The sequence below is a fragment of the Aliarcobacter trophiarum LMG 25534 genome (assembly GCF_003355515.1).
GTDB lineage: Bacteria > Campylobacterota > Campylobacteria > Campylobacterales > Arcobacteraceae > Aliarcobacter > Aliarcobacter trophiarum.
In genome coordinates this window covers 622225-640780 of the sequence record NZ_CP031367.1, presented here as the reverse complement: position 1 = coordinate 640780, position 18556 = coordinate 622225, and the positions used below count along the sequence as shown (strand labels likewise).

General features: G+C 28.4%; 18 protein-coding genes. 8 read left to right on the top strand and 10 right to left on the bottom strand.

Annotation, left to right across the window (positions count from 1 at the left end):
- Position 1 precedes the first annotated feature (1 nt).
- Positions 2 to 2419 (bottom strand): endopeptidase La, encoded by a 2418-nt coding sequence (gene lon, locus ATR_RS03330; RefSeq protein ID WP_115428070.1) that lies wholly within the window; start codon positions 2417 to 2419, stop codon positions 2 to 4.
- A gap of 43 nt (positions 2420 to 2462) precedes the next feature.
- Positions 2463 to 3116: an outer membrane protein assembly factor BamD gene (locus ATR_RS03325; RefSeq protein WP_115428069.1), complete on the bottom strand. Its 654-nt coding sequence runs from the start codon at positions 3114 to 3116 to the stop codon at positions 2463 to 2465.
- Positions 3117 to 3260: 144 nt separating this feature from the next.
- Here ATR_RS03325 and ATR_RS03320 point away from each other — a divergent pair, with 144 nt between their 5' ends.
- Genes ATR_RS03320 through ATR_RS03305 form a run of 4 tightly spaced genes read left to right on the top strand, consistent with a single transcriptional unit; the run spans position 3261 to position 4956 of the window.
- Positions 3261 to 4025 carry a pyrroline-5-carboxylate reductase gene (locus ATR_RS03320; RefSeq protein WP_115428068.1) on the top strand — a complete coding sequence of 255 codons (765 nt, stop codon included), beginning with the start codon at positions 3261 to 3263 and terminating at the stop codon, positions 4023 to 4025.
- Positions 4012 to 4305, top strand: coding sequence for a hypothetical protein (locus ATR_RS03315; RefSeq protein WP_115428067.1), 294 nt, complete (start codon positions 4012 to 4014; stop codon positions 4303 to 4305). Before ATR_RS03320 ends, ATR_RS03315 begins: the two co-directional genes overlap by 14 nt.
- A complete protein-coding gene (locus ATR_RS03310) occupies positions 4295 to 4636 on the top strand; it encodes a hypothetical protein (RefSeq protein WP_128997261.1) in 342 nt (113 codons plus the stop codon). Before ATR_RS03315 ends, ATR_RS03310 begins: the two co-directional genes overlap by 11 nt.
- Entirely contained in the window at positions 4633 to 4956 is a 324-nt protein-coding gene (locus ATR_RS03305; protein WP_115428065.1) for a hypothetical protein, read from the top strand. The genes ATR_RS03310 and ATR_RS03305 overlap by 4 nt, the downstream gene beginning before the upstream one ends.
- Here ATR_RS03305 and ATR_RS03300 read toward each other — a convergent pair.
- Complete coding sequence (locus ATR_RS03300; RefSeq protein ID WP_115428064.1) at positions 4946 to 5545, bottom strand: non-canonical purine NTP pyrophosphatase; 600 nt, start codon at positions 5543 to 5545, stop codon at positions 4946 to 4948. The two genes, ATR_RS03305 and ATR_RS03300, sit on opposite strands and share 11 nt — an antisense overlap.
- Positions 5546 to 5614: 69 nt before the next feature.
- On the opposite strand from ATR_RS03300, the gene ATR_RS03295 reads away from it, so the two are divergent.
- The 3 genes from ATR_RS03295 to ATR_RS03285 are packed head-to-tail and all read left to right on the top strand — an operon-like array spanning position 5615 to position 9382.
- Positions 5615 to 6937, top strand: a complete 1323-nt coding sequence (locus ATR_RS03295) for an MFS transporter (protein ID WP_115428063.1) — start codon at positions 5615 to 5617, stop codon at positions 6935 to 6937.
- A 7-nt stretch (positions 6938 to 6944) separates the two neighbouring features.
- Entirely contained in the window at positions 6945 to 7805 is an 861-nt protein-coding gene (locus ATR_RS03290) for a hypothetical protein (RefSeq protein ID WP_115428062.1), read from the top strand.
- 41 nt (positions 7806 to 7846) lie between these two features.
- Complete coding sequence (locus ATR_RS03285) at positions 7847 to 9382, top strand: methyl-accepting chemotaxis protein (protein ID WP_115428061.1); 1536 nt, start codon at positions 7847 to 7849, stop codon at positions 9380 to 9382.
- A 16-nt stretch (positions 9383 to 9398) separates the two neighbouring features.
- Here ATR_RS03285 and ATR_RS03280 read toward each other — a convergent pair whose 3' ends face one another.
- Together ATR_RS03280 and ATR_RS03275 are read right to left on the bottom strand one after the other, a co-directional pair.
- On the bottom strand, positions 9399 to 10484 hold the full coding sequence (locus ATR_RS03280; protein ID WP_115428060.1) for a hypothetical protein: 1086 nt from the start codon (positions 10482 to 10484) through the stop codon (positions 9399 to 9401).
- A 268-nt stretch (positions 10485 to 10752) separates the two neighbouring features.
- On the bottom strand, positions 10753 to 13368 hold the full coding sequence (locus ATR_RS03275) for a valine--tRNA ligase (RefSeq protein ID WP_115428059.1): 2616 nt from the start codon (positions 13366 to 13368) through the stop codon (positions 10753 to 10755).
- A 133-nt stretch (positions 13369 to 13501) separates the two neighbouring features.
- Here ATR_RS03275 and ATR_RS03270 point away from each other — a divergent pair, with 133 nt between their 5' ends.
- Entirely contained in the window at positions 13502 to 14167 is a 666-nt protein-coding gene (locus ATR_RS03270) for a rhodanese-like domain-containing protein (RefSeq protein ID WP_115428058.1), read from the top strand.
- Between the two features lie 58 nt (positions 14168 to 14225).
- Here the strand turns inward: ATR_RS03270 and ATR_RS03265 are convergent, their stop codons facing one another.
- From ATR_RS03265 to ATR_RS03245, 5 genes are all read right to left on the bottom strand, one after another.
- On the bottom strand, positions 14226 to 15488 hold the full coding sequence (locus ATR_RS03265; protein WP_115428057.1) for an NnrS family protein: 1263 nt from the start codon (positions 15486 to 15488) through the stop codon (positions 14226 to 14228).
- Positions 15489 to 15560: 72 nt separating this feature from the next.
- Positions 15561 to 16178 carry a tetratricopeptide repeat protein gene (locus ATR_RS03260; protein ID WP_115428056.1) on the bottom strand — a complete coding sequence of 206 codons (618 nt, stop codon included), beginning with the start codon at positions 16176 to 16178 and terminating at the stop codon, positions 15561 to 15563.
- Between the two features lie 108 nt (positions 16179 to 16286).
- A complete protein-coding gene (gene prx-suh, locus ATR_RS03255) occupies positions 16287 to 16826 on the bottom strand; it encodes a thiol peroxidase Prx-SUH (protein ID WP_115428055.1) in 540 nt (179 codons plus the stop codon).
- 65 nt (positions 16827 to 16891) lie between these two features.
- Positions 16892 to 17725 (bottom strand): CvfB family protein, encoded by an 834-nt coding sequence (locus tag ATR_RS03250; protein ID WP_306457765.1) that lies wholly within the window; start codon positions 17723 to 17725, stop codon positions 16892 to 16894.
- Between the two features lie 27 nt (positions 17726 to 17752).
- A complete protein-coding gene (locus ATR_RS03245; RefSeq protein WP_115428054.1) occupies positions 17753 to 18541 on the bottom strand; it encodes a metal ABC transporter permease in 789 nt (262 codons plus the stop codon).
- Positions 18542 to 18556: the final 15 nt, after the last annotated feature.

The following is an 18556-nucleotide window of genomic DNA, read 5'->3' as shown; positions in this document are numbered from 1 at the left end:
CTTAGATTAAAGCCTCTTTTAGTACATCTTCAATTTTTTCTACAAATTTAATCTCTAAAGAGTTTTTTACCTCTTGAGGAATCTCTTCTAAATCTCTCTCATAATTCTTTTTAGGGATTAAAACTTTTTTAATTTTTGCTTTATATGCAGCAATTAATTTCTCTTTTAAACCACCAATTGGAAGAACTTTTCCACTTAAAGTAAGCTCACCAGTCATTGCAATATCAGATTTTATTTTTCTATTACTTAAAACTGAAGCTAAAGCTAAAGCCATAGTTATTCCAGCACTAGGTCCATCTTTTGGAGTTGCACCTTCTGGAATATGTAAGTGAATATCATATCTTTTATAAATCTCACTACAATCTACTAACTCTTTTTCATCTTTCTCTTTAAAAGTTTTTGGTATATCTTTTTCATCTATTTTTAGAATTTTGTTATCTATTAGGTATTTTACAACTGAATAAGAGATAGTTGAACTCTCTTTCATTACATCACCTAAATTTCCAGTTACTTTTAAGTCACCTTTTCCTTTTAGTTTAATAGCTTCAATCTTTAAAATATCTCCACCAACTGCTGTCCAAGCCAGTCCATTTGAAACACCTACAACATCTATTTTATCAGCTGGTTCTATCTCAAAAATTGGATTATCTAAATACTCTTTTAAATCTTTTATTCCTATTGTTACTTTTGTTATAGTCTCATTTTCTAGTATCTTTTTTACAACTTTTCTAAATAGTTTTGAAAATACTCTTCTTAAGTTTCTAACCCCTGCTTCTCTTGTATATTTTGAAATTATTAGCTCAATAGTTGCTTTACTTATACTCACCTCATCTTTTTTAAGTCCATGTTTTTCTAGCTCTTGAGGGATTAAATAATCTTTTGCAATATGATATTTTTCATTTGGAGTATAAGAGTTCAACTCTATAAACTCCATTCTATCTTTAAGTGGAGCTGGAATTTTTCTAATATCATTTGCAGTTGATACAAAAATAACTTGTGATAAATCAACTGGAAAATTAAGATATAAATCTCTAAACTCATGATTTTGCTCAGGATCTAAGATTTCTAACATTACAGCAGATGGATCACCTCTGTGATTACTTCCTAGCTTATCAATCTCATCAAGAACAATAACTGGGTTCATTTTTTTTGCATCAATCAAACCTTTAATTAATCTTCCAGGCATTGCACCAACATAAGTTCTTCTATGCCCTCTTAATTCATTTACATCTTCCATTCCACCCAAAGCAACTCTTACTAGTGGTCTAGCAAGAGCTTTTGCTATAGAGTTTGCTAGTGAAGTTTTACCAACACCAGGAGGTCCTACAAAACAAAGAACGGTACCTTTTGATTTTAAATCTTCAATATTTCTTTGTTCTAACAACTGTTTTACTGCAAAATACTCTGCTATTCTCTCTTTTGCTTTTTCTAAAGAGTAATGATCTTTATTTAACTGTTTTTCAACACTAGAAACTGAAAATTTAACATTTGCAAACTCTCCAAAAGGAATATCTAAAACCATCTCCACATAAGTTTGAAGAAGTGAAGCATCTGGCGAATCTGGATTCATTCTACTTAATTTTTCAACTTGCCTTTTAGTCTCTTTATATGCCTCTTGACCCATAAAGCATTTTTTAGCTTTTAATCTCTTTTTAAAAAGTTTTATCTCTTCTTCTTTTTGATTATCCGCTCCTAACTCTTTTTGAATAGCTTTTATTTGTTCTTTTAAAAAGTAATCCTTATGGCTTTTTTCTATTTTTGAATTTACTTTTTGAGTTATCTCTTTTTGTATTTTATATGACTCTATCTCATTTTTTACAATTTCAATAATTCCTATAACTCTTTGTTCCAAATTTGTATTTGAAAAAATCTTGTAGGCTTCATCTTTTTTGATTTTTAAAACAGAAGATACCAAATCAGCAACTCTACTTGGCATATCATTCTCTTCAATTGCTTTTATTAAATCAGCTGGAAATTTATTATTTAGTCTTGATAATTTTTTAATATTATCAATCAAAATATTTATTAATGATTTCAGTTCAATATCATTTTTTGTCTCTTCAGCAAGAATATCAACTGTAGCAAATATATTAGAACTAGGAACAAAATCTATAATTTTTGCTTTTGAAACACCTTGAAAAAGAACTTTTACTTTACCATCTGGTAGAGTAATTTTTCGCATAACATTTCCAACAACTCCAACATCATAGAAACTATCTTTATCTCGACTGCCCTCTTTTCCTGATTTTGAAACTGCTATCATTACAAGCCTATTAAACTCTATTGCATTTTCAACTGCCTCAATATTCTCTTTATTTTCTAAAAACAAAGGTGTAATCATAAATGGATATAAAAAAATCTCATCTTCTATAACTAATGGTATTGTTTGTGGAAAATTACCATAATTTTCTAATTGCATATCTTACTAAAACTCCCTTATTTTATACATTTTTACTATAATTTTATTCAAAAATTGACCTATAAAATGGTACTTCTACAGGCTTTATCTCATTTGGATCTACCCAAGAATTTTTTGCTTTATCCATATAAAACTCTGCTGCTTTTGGTTTATCTTTTCTCTCATATAAAGATGCTATCTCTTTATCCATAGATGCTTTTGCCATAAACAATCTTGCATTCATAGTATCAACAAGTGGCATATATGGTGAGTTTGGATATTTATATTTAAAATCTATAATATGTGATAGTGTATCATCTATTAGTTGTTGATCTCTAAATTGTTGTTTAAACCCCATAAAATTTGCTTTAATTTTCATATATCTTGCATAATCAATATCTTTACTCAAACTAAATCTTTTTATATATTCATCTAAATAAAAATTTGCTAAAGTGTACTGTTCATCCGCCATATGTGCATTTACAAGTATAAGCATAGCTGTTGGAATATATGGTGAGTTTCTATGCTCACTTTCAAGCGATGTAAAAGTATCATCCGCTTCATCTAAATCATTCATTCCTATTTGTGTCATCATCTTATTGTACCAATAAAGTGCTGGTTTGTTATACTCTTGCTCACCTTTAGATGCACAAGCAGTAAATACAATAGCTGCTGTAAAAATCAGTAAAAGGTTTTTGATTTTTAGGTTTTTTAACATTTTTGTCTCCGTTATCTAGCATAAAAGCAATATATTATCTAAAAGATACTTTAAAAAAAGAGTTTACATTTTGTTTTATATTTTAACTCTATACTTATAACTTAAATTTGTTATAATCTTAAAAAAAAACAGTTAAGGCAAAATATGAAACTAACACTTATTGGAAATGGTATTATGGCTCAATCTTTAGCTATTGGTTTAGTAAAAGAGCATGAAGTTGAGATGATAGGAAGAGAATTAAATAAATTAAAATTAATTCAAGAGAAGATTCCTGAACTACAAATAAAAGAGTTAAGCGATAAAGAGGATATTAATGGGAAAAATATAATTTTTTGTGTAAAGCCCTATGCACTAGAAAGTGTCTCTATAAGATTAACAGGAACTGCAAATGTTTTAATATCTATCTTAGCAGGTACTAAACTTGACTATTTAAAAAAACAAATTAGTGCAAAACACTATACAAGAACTATGCCAAATATTGCTGCAAGTGTTCAAAATTCAATGACAACTGCAACAGGAGATATTGAAGCAAAAGATTTAACACTTGAAGCTTTTGGTGCTATTGGTGAAGCTATTTGGGTAAATAATGAAAATCAACTAGATATTGCAAGTGCAATAACAGGTTCAGGACCTGCATTTTTGGCTTTAGTTGCCGAATCAATTGCTGATGGTGCTGTTAAAGTTGGACTTGAAAGACATTTAGCTCAACATTTAGTTCAAGGTCTTTTTAGTGGAACTGCTTCTTTACTAAGACACTCTCACTCAGCTATTATAAAAGATAGTGTAATGAGTCCTGGAGGAACAACAGCTGCTGGATATGCAAAACTTGAAGAGGGAAGAGTAAGAGATGCTTTTATCAAAGCTATTGAAGGCTCATTTAATAAATCAAAGAATATTGCTGAAAAGTAGTATAACTCTTTTTGAGACAATGATTAGTCTCTTAATTCTCATGGTAGTTGTAGGTGGTTTTTTAAAAATTCCCTATGATAGCTATGAAGATGAAGAGCTTTTTAATCTTATAAATGAACTTGAAAATAATTTTGCTACAAAAGATTATAGATATTTTTTAAAACAAAAAGGGTTTTTAACTATCATAAAAGATAGTGATGATAAACAAAAAGAGATTATTAGTGTAGATAAATATATCTTCAAAAATGACAAAATAACTGTTTTTAAATATGAAAAATAGCTTTACTCTATTTGAACTAATTCTAACAGTAGTAATCTCAGTAACTATAATAATATACACCACTTTATTTGTAAAAGATTTAATGATTCTAAATAAAAACTCCCTCTATAAAGAGATAGCAAGGGTTGAATTAAACTCTACAAAAATATTTTTAGAACTTAACAAAAAAGAGTTAAATAAACTCTCTTTAAGTAATAAAACTCTCTATTTTGATAACACTATTTTACTAAAAAATGTAACTACTTTTAATATAAATATAAGTGGCGAAGTAGCAACAGTTAATATATCTTTAGAAAATAGTTTTAAACAGATTTGGAAAATTGCACTATGAAAAAATCTTATGTACTCTTTATGACTTTAGTTTTGATAGTTGTTTTTTCTATTTTAGCAAACTCTATTTTGGAGATAATCTCTATAAAAAATGAGAATTTTGTACAAAAAACCCTATATTTACAAGCTAAGAATCATATATTGTTTTTGGAAGATTATATTTTAAATAGTGATTTAAATGATACAAAAGAGATAAAAATAGATGATGAGATATTTGAAATTATTGCAAAAAGAGATAAAGAAGATAGCAAACTATTTTTTTTGAGTGTAAAAAATAGAGAGTTTGCTATAAGATTAACTAAACAAATTGTTATAGAATAACATCCAAAACTTTTTTTGCCAAATTTAATGCTCTACTTCTATGTGAAAACTCCTGCTTTACTTCAAAATCAAGCTCTCCCAAAGTTTTTGTAAATCCATTTGGAATAAAAAGAGGGTCATAACCAAAACCATTTTCTCCTAACTCCTTATTTATAGCGACTCCATACATAAAACCATGAACTGTGTAAATCAAATCATTATAAATTATCGTTATGCAAGCTGTATAAAATGCTGGAGTATTTTCTAAATTTAACTCATCTAGTTTTGATATTAATTTTTTATTATTATCTTTGTCACTTGCATTAACTCCTGCATATCTTGCACTAAAAACCCCTGGTTCATTTTGTAAGATAGGAAGAGAAATTCCACTATCATCAGAGATTACTATAAAATCTTTAACTCCTAATTGTTTTAATTTTTCATTTACAACACTTGCTTTTATTATTGCATTCTCTTTGAAAGTAAAACCTGTTTCATCTATATCAAATTTTCCTAAAATATCACTATATGCAACTACTTCTATATTTGGAAGAAGTTTTTTGAACTCCTCTATTTTCCCTTTGTTTGCACTAGCTAATACTATTTTCATAATTTACCTTTATATTATAGTTTTTTGTATATAATCAAAGCTCAAATTATAATATATTTAGGATTATGTATGATTAAATCAGTTTTACCTTTGAGTTTTATTATATCTTTACGATTCTTTGGACTTTTTATAGTTCTTCCTGTTATCTCAGTTTATGCCTTTAGCCTTGATGGTGCAAATGCTACACTTGTTGGAGTTGTTGTTGGTGGCTATGCTCTAACGCAAGTAATATTTCAAACTCCTTTTGGAATTATGAGTGACAAATTGGGAAGAAAAGGCACAATTATCACAGGACTTCTACTCTTTGCTATTGGTTCACTTATTTGTGCTTTGGCAACAGATATTTTTGCTCTTCTTTTAGGAAGACTTTTACAAGGAGCTGGAGCTATTGGAGCAGTTGTAACTGCTATGATTAGTGATGTTGTAAAAGAGGAACAAAGAGGAAAAGCTATGGCTATTATGGGTGGATTTATTGGTCTATCATTTGCTCTTGCTATGGGATTAGGACCAATAATTGGTGGATATTCTGGAGTTCCAACTCTTTTTTATATAACTATGGTTTTATCTTTAGTGGCTATTTTTGTATTAATTAAAAAAGTACCAAACCCACCAAAAATAACTCACACTTATAATGAAAAATTAAATCTAAGCGATGTTTTAGGAAATGTAAATATAAACAAAATGCATATTACAAACTTTCTACAAAAAGCTTTAATGACTTTTGCCTTTTTAGTTATTCCAATAATTCTTACAAAAACATATAATTGGGACATAAAAGATTTATGGCAAGTATATATTCCATCTATGATTTTAGGGCTTCTTGCCATGGGACCTGCTTCAATTTTTGCTGAAAAAAAAGGTAAATATAGAGAGGTTTTAGTTATAGGTATTTTATTCTTTATAATCTCATATTTACTTATGGGATTTAGCAGTAGCTCTACTTTGTTTTGTGTTGGTGTTGTAGTATTTTTTGTAGGTTTCAATATGCACGAACCAATTATGCAATCTCTTACATCTAAGTTTGCAAAAGTTCACCAAAGAGGGAGTGTTTTAGGAGTATTTAACTCTTTTGGATATTTAGGAACATTTGTAGGTGGAGTTTTTGGTGGAATTTTATTGGATAAGCTAAACTCATATGAGCTAGAGAGCTTTACAATGGTAGTTGCTATTATTTGTATATTATGGGCAATTTTAATAATTTTAATGAAAAATCCTGCAAAAACAAAAAATTTATATCTAAGCTTAGATGAGTATAAACTTGAAAATAGTGGAAAGTTAAATGATAACTCAAATATTGATGAGTGGTATATAAATAATACAGAAAATATTTTGGTAGTAAAATATAGCCAAGATAAGATAAATGAAGATGATATTAAATCTATTTTAAAGTGACTTTAAAGTGCTAAGAGTTGTAGTTTATATTTTTTTAATAGTTATTCTATCTGTTGGATTTGGATTTTCATATCTAATAAAATTTGAAGAACAAAAAGAGCAAATTCTAACAAAATATCAACTAGAGACAAAGAGCACATCTCTTTTTATACAAGAGAATTTAAGAAAATATTTACAAAATGGAGATATTGAACTATTAAAAAGAATAAACTCTATTTTTAATAACAACTTCTCCTCAATATTTATTCAAGAAGCTCTTTTTACTATAAAAGAAAAAGAGTTAATAGAGCTCACAAATAACCTTGATAAAAAACTATCATGGGAGCTATCAAACTTAAAAATTGATGATACTTTAGGAGAGATTATCCTATCTACTCAAAGTGATGATTTGCAAAAAGAGCTTTTAACTATTGAAGGCTCTATTCCAAATGAGATAAATAAAAACATTACTCCTAGCATTGATATTTATACATTTATTCCTAGCAAGAACTTTAAAAACTTATCTTCTTTAGTAATAAATTTCGATGCAACAAACCAATTTGATGAGACAAAAAATTCAACTGCAATTGTAAATTTTGAAAAAGATATTAGCTCATTTACAAATAATAAAAATGAAGATTTTGCTCCAAAATGGTTTAAAGAGTTAGTTCCTATCTCTTTTAGTGAAGAGGTAAATAAAGTAAACAATAGTTTACAAAATGATGCAATATATTATATAAATATAAATATAGAAAAAATCTATTTTGAACTATATAAAGAGATAAAAAGTGAGTTTTTCAACCACCTTTTTTGGTTTTTTATAACTTTTATTGCTATCATATTTATTGATGTTTTATATAGAGGTATAAAATCAAAATATAGACTCTAAGGTTTAAATTATAGGTAATCTTATTTTAAGGGGGATATCAAATGTTTTTTAGCAACAAAAATGATAAGCTTTTACAAGAAGCAATAGATAGAAACTATGCAGTTATCTACTTCAAGCCAGATGGTACAATAATTAAGGCAAACCAAAATTTCCTAAATGTTATGGGTTATACTTTGGAAGAGGTAATTGGAAAACATCACTCAATATTTTGTGAAACAGAATTTGTTATAACACAAGAGTATAAAGATAGTTGGGATAACTTAAGAGCTGGAGAAACTGTAACAGCAGAATTTAAAAGAGTAAAAAAAGATGGAAATCTAATATTTTTAAGAGCCTCTTATATGCCAGTTATTGAAAATGGTAAAGTTGTAGAAGTTGTAAAACTAGCACAAGATATTACAAAAAATAGATTAAGAAATCTATTTTATATAGGTCAAGTAAAGGCTATTAATAAATCAAATGCAGTTATTGAATTTGATATGAATGGAAATATTTTAAATGCAAATGATAATTTTCTAAATACATTAGGTTATACAAAAGATGAGATTTTAGGAAAACATCACTCCATTTTTTGTGAAGATAACTATAAAAACTCAAATGAATATAAAGAGTTTTGGAAAAAACTAAATCATGGTGAGTTCGATAGTGGTGTATATTTAAGATTGGGTAAAAATGGTAAGAAGGTTTGGATTCAAGCCACATATAATCCAATACTTGATATGAATGGTAAAGCATTTAAAGTTGTAAAATATGCTACAGATATTACAACTAAAACAAATACTATGATGGATATAGAAAAAGAGATAAAAGAGTTTTCTAACTCTTTAAATACACTTTTATCTACATCAAATAATATGTTAAAAGATGCAAAGTTTTCAAATGAAAACTCTCAGAATGCAACAAATGCTTCACAAAATATAAACTCTTTAATAGAAGATTTATCAAAAAAAATAGATGAAATGCAACATGCAACTATAAATATAGCATCAAAAACTTCAACAAATGAGAAAATAGCAGAAGATGCAAATGAGCAATCAAGAAAAACAGCAGCTGCAATGATAAAATTAAATGAAGAGAGTCAAAAAATAGGTGATACTGTAAATATAATCTCTCAAATAGCTTTTCAAACAAATATTTTAAGCTTAAATGCAGCAGTTGAAGCAGCAACAGCAGGAGAAGCAGGAAAAGGTTTTGCAGTTGTTGCACAAGAGGTACGGAATTTGGCAACTAGGTCAAACGATGCAGCAAAAAACATAACAGAAAGAATTGCACTTATTCAAAATTTAGTTAAGAATTCTCTTGATTCTATTCATGAAATTGATGATACTATCTCAAATATTAGCTCTATTTCAAAAGAGATTTCACTCTCTATGAGTGATCAAAAACAGAACTCTTCTATAATTTCACAAAGTGCAAAAGATGGCTCAGAAAGTTTAAATGAAGTTACAAAAAATATGAGAGATGTTGTTTTAAGTACACAAAATACTCTAATTGAAGCACAAAAAACACAAGATAGCTCAAACTCTTTAGTTGAGATTTCAAATAAACTTATAAAAACTCTGCAAGAGCTAAAGTAGTATAATCTTCAAAAGATTATACTACTATATTTATAGAGTTTACAACTCCTAAACCGCTTCCATCCTCTTTTATAAATACTCCGTTACCTTGTTGTTGAGCTAGAGTGCTATTAATTCCATCTTTGTAATTAAACCCACTTTGTACATCACTTAGATATATTGCTCCCACATTTGCATCAAGAAGTGAGATTAAAGAACTATTTCCAGCTTCATCAAAACTCCAAATTTTAAGTTTACTAAAAATCTCATCTGCTTCATCTATAAAACCATTTTTATCACTATCATATTTTGCCAACTCTTTGAAACCATCTCCAGTTTGCGGTCCAAAAAGTTCTTTTCCACTATCTATCTTTCCATTTTGGTTTTTATCAAGAGCTAAGTATCCAGCACCTGCTTTTAGATATGGTATTAGCTCCTCTTTTCCATCACTATCCAAATCAAATGCAAATTTTAGACTACTAATATTTTCAAATGGATTTATATCTTCACTAAAGTTTATAACTAATGGATCAATAAAACTCTGATCACCAATAACAAATCTAGTTGATGTTTTCTCATAAAACTCTTTTGAAAACGACAAATCTAAACTCATCTCATAACTTTTATTCGGAGTATTAAATTTAACTTTTGCAGCAAATTCAATACTCTCTTTTTGATAATACTCTTGTGTATTTGTAAAAACCATAGCCTTTAACTCTTGATTTTGGTTTTCCTCATTTTGATATGGATTTTTAAAAATTGCACTTAAAAATGAAGATGTTGAACTTTGAGTTTTATTTTGAGAAAATTCCATATTTAAACTTTTTTGTTGTGGATATAAATAGAGATTATCTTTTTTTGAAAATCTTTCTAAAAGCCTTTCAATAATTAACTTTTTTATCCTATCTTCAGGGCTTAGCATATCTTCACTACTAAATGCTAGCTTACTTGAACTTGTAATATTTCTAAACTGATGACTAATATCTAACTTAAAAGCTTGATCTTCATTTTGATTATTTTCATCTTTCGCTCCATAATGTAGCTGTAAACTAGTATATGATGAGTGTTTGTTTATACTTTGTGAACTTGAATATAGCTCAATTTTAGAATCTTTTATAATCATATTCAATCCTTTAACTAATTTTAAGAATTGTATAATATTAGTATCTAATTGTCAAGATTATTTTTCTAACTAAAAATGGAGATAATGAAAACAATTTTATATCTATTTAAATAGTCAAAGAAAGTTTTTAGTTTGGAACTTAGGCTAAAGCCTAAGTATTAAAAGTAGTGATTTTTTCTAATAATCATTATTTAAGATTTTAAAATCATCTTAATATCTACACTGAAAGATTTTCCAAATACTTTTTTGCTTTTTTTACTTATAAATTTTAACTCAAACTTTTAAGTTCAGCCTCTATCTTTTCTAACCTTGTTTTTACTTCTTCTAAAGACTTTTTATTCTCTTCAATTACATTTGCAGGTGCATTTGCAACAAATCTTTCATTTGAAAGCATTCCATTTAATTTATCAAACTCTTTTTGTGCTTTCTCTTTTTGTTTCTCTAACTTATCAATAATTGGTTTCATATCAATCTCTTGTGTTGGAAGATATACTTCAAGACTGTTTGAAACATCTGTAATAGAGTTCTCAACTTTAGAAGATACAAACTCTATCTCATCAACCTTTGCTAATTTCTCAATAAATGGTTTAGCAACAGCTGTATCTATTAATTTATCAAGTTTAATATATGCTTTTGAAATTTTTGAGTTACCCATATCAATAACAACTTTTGCTCTTCTTATAGATACTATTGCCTCTTCAATAATTGCAAACATATTTTCTATGTTTTCATCTTTTTTAATATTTTTTGGAAAGTTCATTATCATTAAAGAGTCACTATTTTCAAGTGTAGTTCCACTTAATTTATGATATAAATAATCACTAATAAATGGCATAAAAGGACTTACCATTTTTAATGTCTCTTTAAATAAGCTACCTAGTTCTAAAATACTATCTTTAGATGCTTTACTATACTCAATTCCCCAGTCACAAAACTCCATCCAAACAAATCTATATAAAGTGCTAGCAGCTTCATTGAATTTATAACTTTCCAAACTATCTCTTACTTCATCAACTGCACTAGAAAGACGACTTTGCATATAAAGTCCTAGTGGTGTCTTTATAGTTATATCTTTTAAATCAGGAAATGTATCTACATTTAGTGTTAAAAAGTTTGAAGCATTATAAAGTTTATTTGTAAAGTTTCTAAACTGCTCTAAGTTTTTCTCTCCAAGTTTTATATCTCTTCCTTGAACTGCTAAATAAGCTAAAGTAAATCTAATAATATCAGCACTATGAGTCTCAACCATATCTAATGGGTCTATTACATTTCCTTTACTTTTTGACATCTTTGCACCATGTTCATCTCTTACAAGAGCATGCATATAAATATCTTTAAATGGAAGTTGCCCCATAAAATGCTCACCCATCATCATCATTCTAGCAACCCAGAAAAACATAATATCAAACCCAGTTATTAGTAAAGAGTTTGGATAAAAATCTTTTAAATCACTCTTTGTAAAAGTATCTTTCATTTGTCCATCATTTCCCCAACCAAGTGGTGAAAATGCCCATAAAGCACTACTAAACCAAGTATCTAAAACATCTGGATCTTGATGAAGTTTTTCACTTTTACATTTTGGACACTCTTTTGGATTGTCATTTTTATCTGCCCATTGGTGATTACACTCATCACAATAAAACACTGGAATTCTATGTCCCCACCAAAGTTGTCTTGAGATGCACCAATCTCTTAACTCATCCATCCAAGCTCTATATGAGTTTAACCAGTGTGGTGGATGAAATTTAGCTTCACCTGCATAAGTTTTTTCTATAGATTTTTTTGCAACTTCTTTACTTACAAACCACTGTTTTGAGATATATGGTTCAACTATATTTTTACATCTATAACAGTGCCCTACTTGATGAATATGCTCTTCTATTTTAATTAAATGCCCAGTTTCTTGAAGTTTTTTTACTATTAAATCTCTTGCTTTTAATCTCTCAATTCCTTCAAACTCTCCACACTCTTGGTTTAAAATCCCTTTTTCATCAAAACATTTTATAAACTCTAAATTGTGTCTAAGCCCTACTTCATAGTCATTTGTATCATGAGCTGGAGTCACTTTTACAACTCCCGTTCCGAACTCCATATCTACATGAGAATCTGCAATAATTTTTATTTTTCTCTCTATTAGTGGTAAAAGAACTTCTTTTCCAATTAAATTTTTGTATCTCTCGTCATCTGGATGTACCATAATAGCACTATCTCCAAAATATGTTTCAGGTCTTGTTGTTGCAACTGTTACAAATCCACTATCATCTGCAAAGTAATAGTTCATATGATAAAACTTTCCATTTACCTCTTCATGTTCAACTTCAATATCACTCAAAGCTCCATCATGTGTACACCAATTTACCATATAGTTATTTTGAGTAATCATTCCCTCATCATAAAGTTTTATAAATGCCTCTTTTACAGCCTCTTTTAAACCCTCATCCATAGTAAATCGCTCTCTACTCCAAGCTGGACTTACTCCTAATTTTCTCATTTGATGAACTATTGTTCCACCACTAAACTCTTTCCACTTCCAAACTCGCTCTAAAAAAGCTTCTCTTCCTAGTTTCTCTTTTGTAGTACCTTCTGCGATTAGTTGTTTTTCTACAACATTTTGAGTTGCTATTCCAGCATGATCGGTACCTGGTTGCCAAAGAGTTTTAAAACCATCCATTCTTTTATATCTTGTAATAATATCTTGCAAAGTAAATGTAAGTGCATGACCAATATGTAAACTCCCTGTTACATTTGGAGGTGGCATCATAATTGCAAAATTTTTGTTTGGCTCTTGAATTGATTTGTTTCCATCAATTTCAAAATATCCTCTATTTTCCCAAATCTTATAAAAACTATCTTCCACCTTTGATGGTTCATATTTATCGCTCATTAAAAATCCTAATTGTGTTACTAAAATAGCTTAGATTTTATCTAAATTTCACTTAAGTCCCCGATATTTTTGCCATTTATAAAAGTTTGTGATAGAATCCAAATCTATATAATTTTAAATTAAGGAGAGTTAAATGTTTAAATTATTTTTAGGAAGTGTTATTGTTGCAAGTAGTATATTTGCAGCAGATTTACAAACAACTGGGGTTGAAGTTACTTTAGAAAATGGTAAAAAAGCTACTATAAAAAGAGTGCCTAAACCAAAAGAGTGTGAAACTGTTGCATTTGATCCAAAAGATGTTTTTGGTGGAGTTCACGAAGCAGCTCCTAGTGTAAATGAGAATTGTAAAAGAAACTTTGTAACATATTTTGGAAAAATTGCACCAATAAAAGCTAGTGACAAAATAGAAACTTATGGAGAGGTAGAGGTTTTGGAGTTTATTGAAAAATCAAAAACAGACAAAAACCTACTTTTAATTGATAGTAGAACTGAAAACTGGTATAACCATGAAACTATTGCAGGTGCTATTAATGTGCCTTATGTATATACAAAGAAATCTCAATATCCAGATGAGTTTCAAGAGGCTTTAGAAACTTTTGGGGTAGTTGAAAAAGATGGAAAATATGACTTTACAAATGCAAAAACACTTTTGATGTTTTGTAATGCCATTTGGTGTGGACAATCTCCTGAAGCTATGAGGGAGCTTATGGCTATTGGTTATCCTCAAGAGAAAATGAAGTGGTATAGAGGTGGAATGCAGTCTTGGCTTAGTGTTGGATTATCAACAATTAAACCTTAGATTATAAACTCTAAAAAGACCTAGTAAATTTTATTACTAGGTCTTTAATTTTTCTAAATTAAGCCTTCCATTTTGATTGAATCTCTTGTTTTTTATTTGTATCTGTATTTGAAGACACTACTTCTGGTTTTTTATCATTTTCCAATAAAATAGCAACATATTTACAAGACCAAATAATCAAAGCTACTATCAATAAAATAGCACTCAACTCTATAAAAAAGATATAACTTAAACCAAAATTTACACTAATTGATGCAAAGATTCTAACAAAAACTAAAATCTGAACAGCTATAAATATTGAAATAGCAAATACCCCTGTTGTTATTTTTCTTCCAGAGTGTCCTAACACAACTCTTGTACCAAATCCAATCAAAACTGTAACAAAATATCCAATAGCTAAAGTATGAACTACAATCTTTTCAAAATAAAAATTTGGATTTATAAAGGCAAAAACTCCCTCAACAATAGAGATAAAAAATGCAACAACAATCCAATAAAGAGCCAAATGAAGTATCCAAACTATAGGTGGAGTAGAAAGTGTAGGCATTTTCCAACGAAACAACTCTTTTGTAATAAATATAAAAAGTGGAATATCTGCTAATAAGTTTAACTTACTATTTTCAAAACTAAATAAAATAACTTTTAGAAGTAAAAGTACAAAAATAGTATCCAATAGTTTTGGACTTTTATTTATAATATATTCAGGAACCATAACTCTTGTAAAGAAAGGTATCATTCTTTGAGAAATAACAAATATAATCATAAATAAGAATAGATAAAATCCACTATTTATAGCAATTTTAGAGACTAAATATGAATAACTAAAATTAAATTCTGAAACTATATAGATAAGATGAGAGACAATTCCTGTACTAAATGCCATTAAAATCCATTTTGTATCATTTTTATCTTTCATTATACTTTTTCTATGTATAGTATAAAGTAATCTAAAACTCAAAATTTGTGCAAAAAGCATCATAATCTGAAATAAAATAGTAATCTTTGAATAGAAAATAAGAGATAAGAATATACCTAAGCTAGATATAAAATAGAGAAAGAATTGATTCATATAATCTTTTGGTTCAACTTCACTCTGCATTAAAAATTTTGGGAAAACAACAAATAAAAAACCTAAAAAGAATTGAATAAATACCACAAAAACAAGAGCATAAGCATGATATGTTAGAAGTGCAGTATCTAATTTTATACTATTTGAATAAGCAAAAGCAAATAGAGTTATAAAAAGTATAAAAAACAATATTCCATTTGTGAAAAATGGTTGATGTGGTTGTGAGGCAAACTTTTTGTACCACGAAGTCATAAGAATCTCCTAAATCATTTTAGGAGATTCTATCAATTTATTCTATAACATGGCTTGATTTTAAACAATATTTTAAAGTTTTCCCAACTCTTCACAAGCTATGTTATATCCTAACTCACAAGATTTTTCAAAATACTCTTTTGCTTTTATCTTATTTATAGCTAAAAATTCTCCATCAAGATAGATAACTCCCAAATTATAACAGGCTTTCTGATGATTCATATCACAGGCTTTTGTATAAAAATCAATAGCTCTAAACCCATCTTTTTCAACTGCTTCACCTTTTTTATACATAATTCCTAAATTATAACAAGAAGAGCTCAATCCATTTTTACAAGTTTTTATATATAAATCAACAGCTTTAAAGTTATCTTTTTGAACTCCTAAACCTTTTTCATACATAAATGCAAGATTATAACAAGAGTTTTGATGTCCTTCTGTACAAGCTTTTTCAAAGTTTTCAAATGCCTTTTCATAGCTCTTTTCTATATATTTTCCATCAAAATAGATTAATCCTAAATTATAACAACCAGAGTATCCACCAGCTTCACAAGCATTTTTAAATAAGGTCAAAGCCTCTAAAACATTTCCTTTTTTAAGCTCTTCATACCCTTGATTTACAATATTATTAGCAAACAATGATATAGTCAATAAGAAGAAAAAAATAACACTTTTGATTGTAGTTTTCAAATTTAATCCTTTCTGTTTATTTAAAAGATTTTACAATAATTTGATTAATAGTAGTTAGATTTGAGCAAGAGGTATCTTGCTCAAAATAATATTGGTCTAACCTAGACCCTAGTGACAACTTCCACAACAAGCAGTTGATGATGCTTCTGCAACTGCTGCTAAAACTGCATCATAGTTTGGTTCATCTGTAATTTCAGGAACAATCTCTTTATAAGTAATTTTTCCAGAAGGATTTACTATAAATACAGCTCTTGCTGATAACCCTGCTAATGGTCCATTTGCTTGTAATACACCATAAGATTTTGCAAAAGCTTTTGCTCTAAAATCTGAAGCTACTAAGATATTATCTGCACCTTCTGTTGTACAAAATCTTTTCATTGCAAATGGTAAATCCATAGATACCACAATTACTTCAACATGTTCTAACTTACTTGCCTCATCATTAAATCTTTTTGCCTCTTTTGCACAAACACCAGTATCAAGCGATGGAACTGCTAAAATAATTTGAGCTTTTCCTTTTTGTCCACCAATTTGGATATCACTTAAATCTTGTGCTACACCTGTTACAACTGGCGCTAAATCACCAACATTAACCTCTGCTCCACTTAAATTTACATCTATATTTCCATGAAATTTTACTGTTGCCATTTTATATCCTTTATTTAAAATAAATATCTGAAATTATATTCAATTAGGATAAAATTTGTCTTAATTTAAATTAAGCAAATTTTATCATTCTCCAATCTTATCTTTTTTTCTTCTATTAGTTTTGTCAAAGTTGCTTTAAAAGCTTTTTTACTCATAGCAAAAACATCTTTTATATCATTTGCATCGCTTTTATATGTAAAATTTATAACTCCACCATTTGCTTTTAATATCTCTAAAACCTTATTATCGTCTACTTTTTGTCCAATTCTCTGCAAACTAATATCTAGCTTTTTATCTTCTCTTAAATTTTTTATATAGGCTCTTTTTTTGTCCCCTATTCTTAAATTTTCAAAAATTTCAGAGTGAAAAATCATCCCTTCAAAAGAGTTGTTTACAATAACTTTAAATCCAAGTGGAGTTTTTGAGTATAAAATTATTTCAACCTCATCTCCTTGCTTTAAACCATTTGGCTCGTTTTCTAAAATATATTTTTCACTTGCAATTAATCTACTTGTTCTTTCATCAAACTGCATTTGTAAAACTTTATATGAACCAACTATAAAGCTTCCTTTTTGCCTATTTTTTGGAACTAACAAATCTTTTGGCAAACCAATATCTACAAAATATCCAAACTTTGCACTATCAACTATCTTTAAATTTGCAAACTCATTTAGGTATAAATATGGTTTTAAAGTTGTTGCTACAAGTCTATCTTCACTATCAGTATAGATAAAAACATCAAGTAAACTATCTATTGCCATCTCTTTTTTTACATAAGCATTTGGAAGTAAAACTTCTGTTTCATCTCCACTTATTAAGTAAATTCCTGGCTCACTAACTCTATTTATTCTAAGAGTATTTACAAGCCCTTGTTTTATTTTTACATCTATTTTTTTCATTGGTCTTTCCGTTTCATTTTCTATTTTTTATTTTATTAGCTTTACAACTCCCAAAGCAACAACTGCGACTATTATTATACTAGCTCCTGAGCTTATATCATATAAATATGAAACTACAAGACCTGATATTGTGAATATTGTAGCTAAAATTGAGCTAATTATCATCATACTAGATAGTTTTGTTGCAAAGGTTTCAGCTATATATGTAGGAATTGTAAGAAGTGCAATCACTAAAATAAGCCCAACGGCTTTTATAGCAGCGACCACACACAAAGCTGATAAAACTAAAATTAAGGTATAAAAGAACTTAACATTTATTCCTCTAAGACCTGCAAATTCACTATCATATGAAACTGCCAGAATCTCTTTATAAAAAAAGATTACAACTCCTATAATAAAAATATCTAAAAGTACCATATAGAATAAATCTTCACTTGAAATAGCAATAATACTCCCAAATAAGTAGCTCATTAAATCTACATTATAACCAGGAGTTAAATCTACAAAAATAATTCCAATAGCCATTCCACTAGCCCACATCATACCTATTATTGCATCTATTCTGCTTCTATTTTTCAAAGTTATAATTGCTATTATAATTGCAGTAATACAAGCAAAAACAGTTGCACCAAATAGAACTGGAATTCCTAAGAATATTGCTATTCCAATCCCTCCATAAGCACTATGAGCTATTCCACCTGTAAGAAAAGTAACTTTATTTACTACAACTAAAGTTCCTATAATTCCAGATGCTATAGAGATTAATACTCCAGCTATTAGGGCATTTTGTATGAAATCATATTGTAAAATTTCCATTTTTTATCCCTCTTT

Bases quoted from the DNA above. Each gene is read 5' to 3' on its own strand.
- ATR_RS03310 (WP_128997261.1), top strand. From the start codon at position 4,295: ATGAAAAATAGCTTTACTCTATTTGAACTAATTCTAACAGTAGTAATC.
- ATR_RS03265 (WP_115428057.1), bottom strand. From the start codon at position 15,488: ATGACTTCGTGGTACAAAAAGTTTGCCTCACAACCACATCAACCATTT.
- ATR_RS03275 (WP_115428059.1), bottom strand. From the start codon at position 13,368: ATGAGCGATAAATATGAACCATCAAAGGTGGAAGATAGTTTTTATAAG.
- ATR_RS03270 (WP_115428058.1), top strand. From the start codon at position 13,502: ATGTTTAAATTATTTTTAGGAAGTGTTATTGTTGCAAGTAGTATATTT.
- ATR_RS03245 (WP_115428054.1), bottom strand. From the start codon at position 18,541: ATGGAAATTTTACAATATGATTTCATACAAAATGCCCTAATAGCTGGA.
- ATR_RS03320 (WP_115428068.1), top strand. From the start codon at position 3,261: ATGAAACTAACACTTATTGGAAATGGTATTATGGCTCAATCTTTAGCT.
- ATR_RS03280 (WP_115428060.1), bottom strand. From the start codon at position 10,484: ATGATTATAAAAGATTCTAAAATTGAGCTATATTCAAGTTCACAAAGT.
- lon (WP_115428070.1), bottom strand. From the start codon at position 2,419: ATGCAATTAGAAAATTATGGTAATTTTCCACAAACAATACCATTAGTT.
- prx-suh (WP_115428055.1), bottom strand. From the start codon at position 16,826: ATGGCAACAGTAAAATTTCATGGAAATATAGATGTAAATTTAAGTGGA.
- ATR_RS03285 (WP_115428061.1), top strand. From the start codon at position 7,847: ATGTTTTTTAGCAACAAAAATGATAAGCTTTTACAAGAAGCAATAGAT.
- ATR_RS03250 (WP_306457765.1), bottom strand. From the start codon at position 17,725: ATGAAAAAAATAGATGTAAAAATAAAACAAGGGCTTGTAAATACTCTT.
- ATR_RS03295 (WP_115428063.1), top strand. From the start codon at position 5,615: ATGATTAAATCAGTTTTACCTTTGAGTTTTATTATATCTTTACGATTC.
- ATR_RS03300 (WP_115428064.1), bottom strand. From the start codon at position 5,545: ATGAAAATAGTATTAGCTAGTGCAAACAAAGGGAAAATAGAGGAGTTC.
- ATR_RS03325 (WP_115428069.1), bottom strand. From the start codon at position 3,116: ATGTTAAAAAACCTAAAAATCAAAAACCTTTTACTGATTTTTACAGCA.
- ATR_RS03305 (WP_115428065.1), top strand. From the start codon at position 4,633: ATGAAAAAATCTTATGTACTCTTTATGACTTTAGTTTTGATAGTTGTT.